The 8,530-nt window shown below is 74.9% G+C and carries 9 protein-coding genes; 4 read left to right on the forward strand and 5 right to left on the reverse strand.

The window, feature by feature from the left end; all coding sequences use genetic code 11:
- Positions 1-61: 61 nt before the first annotated feature.
- On the forward strand, positions 62-634 hold the full coding sequence (locus ACFVHV_RS29580; protein WP_359908408.1) for a PPA1309 family protein: 573 nt from the start codon (positions 62-64) through the stop codon (positions 632-634).
- 62 nt (positions 635-696) lie between these two features.
- Here the strand turns inward: ACFVHV_RS29580 and ACFVHV_RS29585 are convergent, their stop codons facing one another.
- The 4 genes from ACFVHV_RS29585 to ACFVHV_RS29600 form a co-directional block, all read right to left on the reverse strand.
- Positions 697-1,806, reverse strand: coding sequence for a PDZ domain-containing protein (locus ACFVHV_RS29585; RefSeq protein WP_380354955.1), 1,110 nt, complete (start codon positions 1,804-1,806; stop codon positions 697-699).
- A gap of 42 nt (positions 1,807-1,848) precedes the next feature.
- Entirely contained in the window at positions 1,849-2,040 is a 192-nt protein-coding gene (locus ACFVHV_RS29590; protein ID WP_359908400.1) for a hypothetical protein, read from the reverse strand.
- Positions 2,041-2,252: 212 nt separating this feature from the next.
- A complete protein-coding gene (locus ACFVHV_RS29595) occupies positions 2,253-2,693 on the reverse strand; it encodes a molybdenum cofactor biosynthesis protein MoaE (protein ID WP_359908397.1) in 441 nt (146 codons plus the stop codon).
- A 146-nt stretch (positions 2,694-2,839) separates the two neighbouring features.
- Positions 2,840-3,988, reverse strand: a complete 1,149-nt coding sequence (locus tag ACFVHV_RS29600) for an NAD-dependent epimerase/dehydratase family protein (protein WP_359908394.1) — start codon at positions 3,986-3,988, stop codon at positions 2,840-2,842.
- Between the two features lie 199 nt (positions 3,989-4,187).
- Between ACFVHV_RS29600 and ACFVHV_RS29605 the strand changes: the two genes are divergently transcribed.
- Positions 4,188-5,708, forward strand: a complete 1,521-nt coding sequence (locus ACFVHV_RS29605) for a zinc-dependent metalloprotease (RefSeq protein WP_359908391.1) — start codon at positions 4,188-4,190, stop codon at positions 5,706-5,708.
- Positions 5,705-6,307 (forward strand): NUDIX hydrolase, encoded by a 603-nt coding sequence (locus ACFVHV_RS29610; protein ID WP_359908388.1) that lies wholly within the window; start codon positions 5,705-5,707, stop codon positions 6,305-6,307. Before ACFVHV_RS29605 ends, ACFVHV_RS29610 begins: the two co-directional genes overlap by 4 nt.
- A gap of 120 nt (positions 6,308-6,427) precedes the next feature.
- On the opposite strand, the gene ACFVHV_RS29615 is transcribed toward ACFVHV_RS29610, so the two are convergent.
- The gene (locus ACFVHV_RS29615; RefSeq protein WP_359908385.1) at positions 6,428-7,159 is read right to left on the reverse strand and encodes a YgjP-like metallopeptidase domain-containing protein; all 732 of its coding nucleotides are present in this window, start codon (positions 7,157-7,159) and stop codon (positions 6,428-6,430) included.
- Between the two features lie 255 nt (positions 7,160-7,414).
- Between ACFVHV_RS29615 and ACFVHV_RS29620 the strand changes: the two genes are divergently transcribed.
- Positions 7,415-8,503: a ThiF family adenylyltransferase gene (locus ACFVHV_RS29620; protein WP_359908382.1), complete on the forward strand. Its 1,089-nt coding sequence runs from the start codon at positions 7,415-7,417 to the stop codon at positions 8,501-8,503.
- Positions 8,504-8,530: the final 27 nt, after the last annotated feature.

The following is an 8,530-nucleotide window of genomic DNA, read 5'->3' on the forward strand; positions in this document are numbered from 1 at the left end:
GACGGCTCCCGCGGCGGACCGCCCGGCGAGCGGGCCCCGCCCGGCGTGTGAGGATTGAGTCATGTCCGACGCGTCTGATCTGAACAACTCCCCCGACGACGTCTCCAAGCTCCCGGCCGCCACCCCGCTGACCCGGGCCGCGCTGGAGATCGACGAGTACGCATCCACCCTCGGCTGGGACCTCCCGGCCCGGCTGTTCGCCCTGGTGGACAGCGCCGCCCTGCGCAAGGCCAACCCGAAGATCGCCAAGCAGCTCGGCCTCGCCGAGGGCGACGAGGCCGGCCTGACCCCGATCGAGCAGGACGAGCTGCCGGCCGGCATGGAGCTCGACAAGTTCCTCGGCACCATCGCCTGGCCCGACTCGGTGGCCGGCTGCGCCCTGGTCGTCGAGCGCATGATGCTGCCCCCGGGCGCCGAGCAGTCCCGCCCGCGGGGCGCCAGCGACGCCCAGCTCGCCGAGTGGGTGGCCAACCACCCCAAGCGCGAGGAGGTGCGGATCACCGCCGCGGTGCTGCGCGGCGGCAAGAAGGAGATCGCCCTGCGGCTGCGTTCCAAGGACGTCGCCCGCGAGGTGCTGACCGGCCCCGACCTGGTGCCGGGCCTGACCGAGGCACTGCTGGCGACCTTCGCCTGACGCCTTCCCCGCCGGCTCTCCCGGCGGCCGCCCGGCGCCCGCCGGGCGGTCGGCCGGGCCTGTCAGCCGGCGGAGCAGGACGGCAGCGCGGAGGTCTGCCCGGAGCGGACCTGCTCCAGCGACTTCAGCGCGCCGTCCAGCGTGTCCGCCTTGATCAGGGTCAGCCCGGACGGCACGTTCTTGGTCGCCTCGGCGCAGTTCGAGGACGGGGTGAAGAAGTACTCGGCCCCGGCGTCCCGGGCGGCGATCAGCTTCATCGAGATGCCGCCGATCGGGCCGACCTTGCCGTCGTCGTCGATGGTCCCGGTGCCGGCCACGAACTTGCCGCCGGTGAGGTCGCCGCCGGGGGTGAGCTTGTCGATGATGCCGAGCGAGAACATCAGGCCGGCGCTCGGGCCGCCCACGTCCTGCAGGCCGATGTCGATCTGGAACGGGTAGGTGTGCCGCATCCCGGTGCCGATGCCCACCACCGCGAGCTCCGCCCGCTCGGCGGAGGCGTTCGGGTCGAGGTCCTTGGCCCGGACGGTCGGGACGGTGACGTCGGTCTTCCCGCCCTGCGTGGCGGCGCCGTTCGCGTCCTTGACCCGCGGCACGACGGTGAAGACCACCGACTCGCCCGGCTTGTGCTTGGTGACGGCCGCGACCACCTGCTCGACCGAGCCGACCGGCGTGCCGTCCACCGCCACGATCTGGTCCCCCGCGTGCAGCCGGCCCTCGGCCGGGGCGCCCGCGGTGACCGACTTCACGATGAACTCGCTGCCCACCGGGATGCCCAGCTGCTTGAGCGCCGCGGTGCGCGCGCTGTCCTCGGAGGAGGCGAACTCCTCGGCGTTCTGCTTCTTGGCCTCCGCGTCCGACTGCCCCTTGGGGTAGACGTTGTCGTGCAGCACCACCAGCACGTCGTCCCGCAGCCAGCCGACCACCGCGTTGACCAGGCTGGGCTCGTACTTGGCCCCGGTGACCTGGACGGTGGTCATGTTGAGGTGGCCGCTCGTCGGGTACGAGTCGTGCCCGCTGATGCTGATCACCGGCTTGCCGCCCTGGTTGCCGAGCGTGTTGTACGTCGGCCCCGGGCTCATCTCCGTGTACGGCACCTTCATCAGCACCGAGACGCAGAGCAGCGCTATGAGCAGCAGGGTGGCAGCGAGCATCGTCGCGGAGCGGCGTGGCATGCCACGACAGTACGGGACGCGCCCGAAGCGGCGCCCGCCGGGCTACCTGCCGGAGCCCTCGCCGGGGGCGGCCGCGCCGGCGGTGGTGCGTTCCATGGCGGCCATGAAACGGCGGTGCTCGGCCAGTGAGGCCGGGTCCCCGGTGGCCCGCGGCGCCCGCTGGGCCCACACCGCCCAGAGGGCGGCGACCAGGACCGCGACCACCGGAATGATCAACCAGGCGAGCGCACCCATGTCAGTACTCCCAGCTCGTCGTGTCTATGAGCAGATTAACCACTCCGGCGGACAACGCGGCCGGCGCCATCCGGGTCACGGGACGGCCGATCGGCTCACTTCCAGGGAGTATTCGGAGCGCCGTCACGGACCCGTTGGAGTGAGACCTCGGCGCGCCTGCCCCGACCGACGCACGAGGTGTGCCGATCGGTTCCGTCGCACCGGTCCCGCTCTCAGCAGCCGCCGGCGCCGACCCACTCCTCCCCGCCGTCGGAGAAGACCTGGTGCTTCCAGATCGGCACCTCGTGCTTGAGGTCGTCGATCAGCCGACGGGCGGCCGCGAAGGCCTCGCCGCGGTGGGCGCAGGAGACGGCGACGATCACGGCCTTGTCCGTGATCTCCAGCCGGCCCACCCGGTGGACCGCGGCGAGCGCCCGGACCGGGAAGTCGGCGGCCACCTTCTCGGCGATCCGGCGCATCTCCTGCTCGGCGGTGGGGTGGCAGCTGTACTCCAGCGCGGAGACCGACTTGCCGCCGTCGTGGTCCCGGACCGTCCCGACGAAGACGGTGGTGCCGCCGGCCGCGTCGTCGCCGACCGCCTCGTACACCTCGTCCAGCGAGAGCGGGGTGTCGCGGATGGCGAGCAGGCGGATGGGGTCGTGGTTCTCGGACATGACCCCATGATTCCCCATCCGGGACGGGACGGGGCAAGTACTTTCCGCATCACGACGCCGGAATTTCGCATCGTGAGAAGCGCGTGCCGCCCAGCGCCCGCCCCCCGTTTACGGCAGGACGGACCCGGCCGACCCGGGCCGACCGGTCAGAACCGCCGCCGCTTGCGGGCCCGGCGCACCAGCGCCGCCGTACCCACCAGCGCCACCGTCGCCCCGGCCGCCCCCAGGCTGGTCGCCGCCTCCTTGCCGCCCAGCCGGCGACCGGCCACCGCGTGCTTGCCGGACACCTGCTCCAGCAGCTCGGCCAGCACCTGCTCGTTGGTGTGCGCCGGACGCCAGCCCGCCTCGTGCAGCCGGCTGCCGGACACCACCCACGGGTACATCGTGTACGCCAGGTCCCCGGCCGGGGCCGGGGTCAGACCGAGCCGGTGCAGCCGCGCCGCCGTACCGAGCGCCAGCGAGGCCGGCAGCTCCATCCGCCGGATCCCGGACAGCCGCTCCACGTCCTCCTGCTCCAGCCAGCCGTCGCAGCCGACCGTCACCTCGCCCTCGACCAGGCCCAGCGCCGCGTACTCCAGCGCCGCCGCCAGGTCGTCCACGTGGCAGAACTGCCAGCACGGGCGGGAGCCCGCCACCACCAGCAGCCGGGGCGCCTCGAAGTGCCGGGTCAGCACGGTGTCCACGCCGGGGCCCACCACCACGGCCGGGCGCAGCACCGTCACCTGGAGGCCCGGGTGGGCGCGCGGCGCCCGGCGGGCCAGCCGCTCGATCTCCAGCAGGTCCCCGACCAGCGAGGCCTCCTCGGTGGCCCGCAGCTCGGAGTCCTCCGCCAGCGGCACCTCGTTGTCGGCCAGCGCGCCGTAGACCATCGCCGAGGTGCACAGCACCACCCGGTGGACGCCGGCGGCCGCGGCCGCGGTCAGCACCGTCTGGGCGCCGCGCACGTTGTAGGCGCTGCGGGCCCGGGCGTCGGACTCCATGCCGAAGTCCATCGCCAGGTGCACCACCACGTCGACCCCGGCCAGCCGCTCGGCCACCGCCGGGTCGCGGACGTCGAGCACCCGCCACTGCACGCCCGGCACCTCCCCCCGCCGGTCGTCCACGGCGAGGACCTTCCGGACGTGCGGGGAGGCCACCAGCCGGGCGGCGACCCGCTCGCCCAGCACCCCCGCGGCGCCGGTGACCGCCACGGTCAGCGGCCGTCCGCCGTAGGCTGGAGACGGCGACGCCGTGGTGTCCGACGCGTCCTCTCCTCCGGTCAGCCCAGAGCGAACGTCCGAGGGCGGGGAACTCACCGGCCATCCTCCACGGTTAGCTTTATGTGCGTACGGACGTGTGTCACGTACGTCCATCCTGCCCGAGGCGAAGGCCCGGCGGTGCACCCGGCGCGGGCCTGCCGCGCGGGAGCCGCCCCCGAGTCCCCCACTCCGCCGCCGCCCCGGGCGCAGACTTTTCCGCCACACCCGCATGACGGCCGACCGGATCGAGGACCCCGTGAGCGACCTTCCCTTCGGATTCGGCGTTCCGCCCGAGGAGCCCGAGGACGGCAAGGCCAAGCCCGACGACGCGCAGAAGAACGAGAAGAAGGACCAGGAGCAGTCCGGCGGCGGTCCGCAGCCGTTCGGCTTCGGCGGCGGCAACCCCTTCGGCGCGATGTTCGGCATGCCCGGCGCCCCGGGCGGCGCCGGAGCCGACAACCCCTTCGCCGCGATGTTCGGCGGCATGAACCCGGGTGACCTCGGCGCCGCCTTCCAGCAGCTCGGCCAGATGCTCTCGTTCGAGGGCGGCCCGGTGAACTGGGACCTCGCCACGAACATCGCCCGCCAGACCGTGGTCGCCGAGCCCGCCGAGGGCAAGAGCAAGGACCGCTCGGTCAGCGCGGCCGAGCGCTCCGCCGTCGCCGAGGCCGTCCGCCTGGCCGACCTGTGGCTCGACGGCTCCACCGAGTTCCCCTCCGGGGCCGGCACCGCCGTCGCCTGGAGCCGCGCCGAGTGGATCGAGGCCACCCTCCCGGTCTGGAAGGACCTGGTGGACCCGGTCGCCGAGCGGGTCGGCAACGCCATGGGCGGCGTGCTGCCCGAGGAGATGCAGGCCATGGCCGGCCCGCTGATGGGCGTGATGCGCTCGATGGGCGGCGCCATGTTCGGCACCCAGATCGGCCAGGCGCTCGGCGCGCTCGCCGGCGAGGTGGTCGGCTCCTCCGACGTCGGCCTGCCGCTCGCCCCGGCCGGCAAGGCCGCGCTGCTGCCGCAGAACGTCGCCGAGTTCGGCGAGGGCCTGAACGTGCCCGCCGACGAGGTCCGGCTCTACCTCGCCCTGCGCGAAGCCGCCCACCAGCGGCTCTTCGCCCACGTGCCGTGGCTGCGGGCCCACCTGCTGGGCGCCGTCGAGGCCTACGCGCGCGGCATCAAGGTCGACACCTCCCGGATGGAGGAACTGGTCGGCCAGCTCGACCCGAGCAACCCGGAGGCGCTGCAGGAGGCGCTGGCCGGCGGCCTGCTCCAGCCCGAGGACACCCCGGAGCAGAAGGCCGCGCTCGCCCGCCTGGAGACCGCGCTCGCGCTGGTCGAGGGCTGGGTCGACGCCGTCGTGCACGCCGCCGCCGAGCCGCACCTGCCGCAGGCCGGCGCGCTGCGCGAGACCGTCCGCCGCCGCCGCGCGGCCGGCGGGCCCGCCGAGCAGACCTTCGCCACCCTGGTCGGCCTGGAGCTGCGTCCGCGCCGACTGCGCGACGCCTCCCGGCTCTGGGCGCTGCTCGCGGACGCCCGCGGCATCGAGGGCCGCGACGCGCTCTGGGAGCACCCGGACATGCTGCCCACCGCCGCCGACCTGGACGACCCGGACGCCTTCGTGCACCGGGGCTCCGCCGACGACCTGGAGGGCGGCATCGACTTCGACGCCTTCGACAAGCTGCTCGGCGATGCCGCGGCCGGCAAGCCCGACCTCACCAAGAAGGACGAGCGGCCGGGAACCGACGAGGACGGCACCGACGGAAAGGGCGAGCCCACCGCATGACGGCGACCGAGACGCCCGCCACCGGGACGCCCGGCACCGGACTGCACGCGGACGCCGTCCGCGCGCTGACCGGGTGGCGGCCCGCCGACGAGGACCAGGAGCGGCTGCGGCTGGACTACCTGGAGCACCTGGCCGAGCAGCCCGAGGGCCTGTACCGCTCCTGCCTGCCCGCGCACATCACCGCGAGCGCGGCGGTCGTCGACCCGGCCGCCGGGCGGGTGCTGCTCACCCTGCACCCCAAGGTCGGCATGTGGCTCCAGATGGGCGGGCACTGCGAGCCCGGCGACCGCGACCTCGCCTCGGCCGCGCTGCGCGAGGCCGTCGAGGAGTCCGGCATCCCCGACCTGGTGCTGCTGGAGAGCGACGGCGCCCCGGTGCCGGCCAAGCTGGACCGGCACCTGGTCCGCTGCACCGGCAAGGACCGGCCGGAGAACACCCACCTGGACGTCCAGTACATCGCGCTGGCCCCGGCCGGCGCGCAGGCGCTGATCAGCGAGGAGTCGCTGGACCTGCGCTGGTTCGACTACGACCGGCTGCCGGAGCTCACCGACCACTCGGTGCGCGACCTGGTGGCCCGGGCGCGGCAGCTGACCGGCTGAGGTGCGGCACCGGAAGGGGGCGCGGAGCCTATTGGCCCGCGCCCCCTTCCGTCGTTCCTCCGGTCGGACCGACCGGGCTCCGGCCGGGTGCGCACCCTCCCCGCCCGCGCCGCCGCGGCCTCAGCCGCAGGAGGTGTCCGGCCCGGACGGATCCGGGGCCGCGTGCCGCGCGCCGGGGATGTGCGGCAGCCGGGCGGCGGAGACCACGCCCTCCAGGTAGCCGCGGGCCCGCTCGGTCCGCGGGTAGGACTCCAGCAGGGCCCAGAACGCCGGGCCGTGGTCCGGCACCAGCAGGTGCGCCAGCTCGTGCAGCAGCACGTAGTCCAGCACGTACTCCGGCATGCCCTGGAGCCGGTGGGAGAGGCGGATCGTCCCCTCGCTGGGGGTGCAGGAGCCCCAGCGGGAATTCTGGTTGGTGACCCAGCGGACCTGGCTGGGCCGGGCGCGACCGTCCAGGTAGGCGCCCGACAGCTCGCGGGCCCGGGTCATCAGGGCCTCGTCACCGGGGGTCCGCCGGGACTCCTGGGCGGCGAGCTTCTCCAGCATCTGCGCGACCCAGCGCTGCTCCTCGGCGTGCGACATCCGGGCCGGGATCAGCACCACGGTGCGGTCGCCCTCGCGGTAGGCGGAGACCGTACGGCTGCGGCGGGCGCTGCGGCGCACCTCGACCCGGCCGCGCTCGTGCGCCTCGGGGGCCGCCGCGCCGGAGGGCGGCGGCTGCGGTGGAGCCGGCCTCGGCTGCTGCCGCTGGTCGGGGCGCCCGCGTGTGTTCGGCGCCGCGACCTGCGACCCGGACGCTGCGCGGGCACGCCGACGCGACGCCGGTGGATGGGAGTCCCGCTCGGCTGCCATGGCACACGACGTTACCCGGTACCACGGACAGAAGTCCGCTGCCGTGGCCGGAATCTTTCATGGAGTGATCGGGAACGAAAAGTCGACGGCGGGTGTCCGGAAACCGACGCCGGAGGGGATGGCCGGTTATCCACAGGGCGCGCGAACGGATGGTGCGATCATGCGCGCGGCCCTGTGGACAACCTTCCGCACGACGTCGGCGCGATGGGGCAAGCTGCGGTCGGCCGTCCGGAAACGATCGGAAGGGAGATCGTCGTGCGCCTCGCCCTCAAACCCGCGCTGTCCCGCAGCTGGCGGGACCCGCAGACCCTGCAGTTCGGCACCGTCACCCGCTTCGCCGGGGTGCTCGGCAACGCCGACAAGACCCTCTGCGACTTCCTCGCGCTGCTCGACGGGACACGGGAGCGACCGGAGCTCCTGACCGAGGGCGAACGCATCGGGCTCGGCCGCGAACCGGCCGACACCCTGCTCACCGGCCTGGAGGAGACCGGCCTGCTGGACGACGCGGAGGCCGACCGCCGCGCCCTGGCCCGCTTCCCCCCGCAGCAGCGGGACCTGCTCGGCCCCGACCTCGCCTCGCTCTCCCTGGTCCACTCCGGCCCGGGCGCCGCACCGGCGGTCCTCGGCCGCCGGGCCGACGCGCGGATCGAGGTGCGCGGCGCGGGCCGGGTCGGCGCCGCCGTGGCGGCGGTGCTCGCGGCGGGCGGCACCGGCACGGTCACGGTCGCGGACCGCGGCCGGGTGAGGCCGGAGGACTGCTCCCCCGCCGGGCTGCCGCCCGGGGACGTCGGACGGCTGCGCTCGACGGCGGCCCGGGAGGCGGTGCAGCGGGCCACCGGCCGGCCGCCGGCGCCCCTGCCCCGGCGCCGCACCGGGGAGCCGCCACCGGACTTCGTGGTCCTCGCGCCGCGGGACGGCAGCGCCGCCTTCGCCGGCGGGACGTACGAGGCCCGACTGCTGCTGCGGGCCGGGGTGCCGCACCTCTACGTGGGCGTGGTCGAGGAGTTCGGCGTCGTCGGACCGCTGGTGATCCCCGGGGTGTCCGCCTGCGGGCACTGCCTGGTGCTGCGCCGGGAGGACGAGGACGCCGCCTGGCCCCGGGTCCTGGCCCAGCTCGCCGACGGAGGCCCCGGACGGGCCCGGACCCCGGCCTGCGACACGGCGCTGGCGACGGCGGTCGCCGGGCTGGCGGCGCTGCACGTCCAGGTGTTCCTGGACGGCGGCCGGCCGCCGAGCGTGGACGGCTGGTGCGAGGTCTCGGCCGGGGACGGCATGCCGAGGCGCCTGCGGCTGCGCGGGCACCCCGACTGCGGCTGCCTGTGGCAGCCCCTGCCGCCGGGATGAGGAGCCCCGGAGGAAGCAGTCCGGCCC

The organism is Kitasatospora sp. NPDC127116, assembly GCF_042677365.1.
GTDB lineage: Bacteria > Actinomycetota > Actinomycetes > Streptomycetales > Streptomycetaceae > Kitasatospora > Kitasatospora lactacystinica.